This is a genomic window from Synechococcus sp. CCAP 1479/9, assembly GCF_019038535.1.
In the GTDB taxonomy this organism is placed as follows: Bacteria; Cyanobacteriota; Cyanobacteriia; order PCC-6307; family Cyanobiaceae; genus Cyanobium.
Map to the genome: position 1 here is coordinate 1 of NZ_JAFKRK010000037.1, position 1,064 is coordinate 1,064.

1 protein-coding gene is annotated in these 1,064 nt (G+C 61.7%); it reads right to left on the minus strand.

The genetic code is table 11. The features are described 5' to 3' along the window. Positions 1 to 304 precede the first annotated feature (304 nt). Positions 305 to 1,064, minus strand: a 760-nt coding sequence (locus tag KUG38_RS14295) for a porin (protein ID WP_502988705.1), incomplete at its 5' end; no start/stop codon positions are given.

Consider the following 1,064-nt stretch of genomic DNA (forward strand, 5'->3'; position numbering starts at 1 on the left):
GACGCTGTCGATGTTGAGCTCAGCCGCCTGAACCGCCACGGGGGCGAGCAGGCCGAGAGCTGCAGGAGCAACCAGCAGTTGCTGGAAAGGCTTCATGGATTCCTCACACAATAAGGAGCGCTGTTCCATGCCGGAACACGGCGAAGTATAGGTCCTGTTTCTTGCGCTGCAAGCGTCGAGTCAGGCTCAGGTAACGCTCGATCAAGCGTCCCAAGTCACCCGGTTCGACAACACACAAAAAAGCCCGACTGCATGGCAGCCGGGCGAGTTTGAGGAGATTGTGAGAGAAGTGAATCCCGAAGGATCAGAACTTGAAGGTGGTCTTGATGAAGCCGCCGAAGTTGTTGAAGTCGCTGCCGTTGACGTTCACGGCACCGACGTTCTTCGAGACCTGACCCAGAGGAGCGCTCAGGTAGTAAAGAGCCGGGGTCACGCTGATGTTGTCGGTGACCTGGAACTTGTACCACCACTCCCAGGCGTAGTTGCCATCGACGATGGCGGTGCCAGGAGCAACACCCAGGAGGTTGTTGCCACCGCTGACGGCGGTCAGGAAGGTGGGCTGGCCGACGGCCATACCGGCGGAGTTGCCCTTGATGAACACGTCATCCCACTGGAGACCCACGTACCAGGACTGGCTGGTGGCGTTGGTGACGCCGGTGGTGGAGACGAGAGCAGCGGCGTTACCGAAGTTGGTGCCGTTGAACTGGTTGCGGTTGATGCCCCAACCGGTGCTGATCGAGGGGATCCAGCCGGAGTTGCTGGGCTGCCAGTAGGCGCTGATGCCCACCGAGTTGGTGGCGGCAGAGCCGGTGAAGAAGGCGTTAGCCAGAGGCGTGGCGTTGCCGCTGTAGGTGCCAGCGCCACCCGAGGAGTAGGTGTAGGCCGCCGCGATGCCCCAGTTGGAGCCGGTGTAAGCAACCTGAGCCGTACCCGTCTGGGAGGAGCAGGCGTTGCCGATGCCACCGCAGTTCGCCGTACCGGCGATCGGGTTGCCCACGTCACCGTTGGCGGAGACGTAGTTGGCGCTGATGCTGAAGCCGCCGCTCTTCCACCACAGACCACCA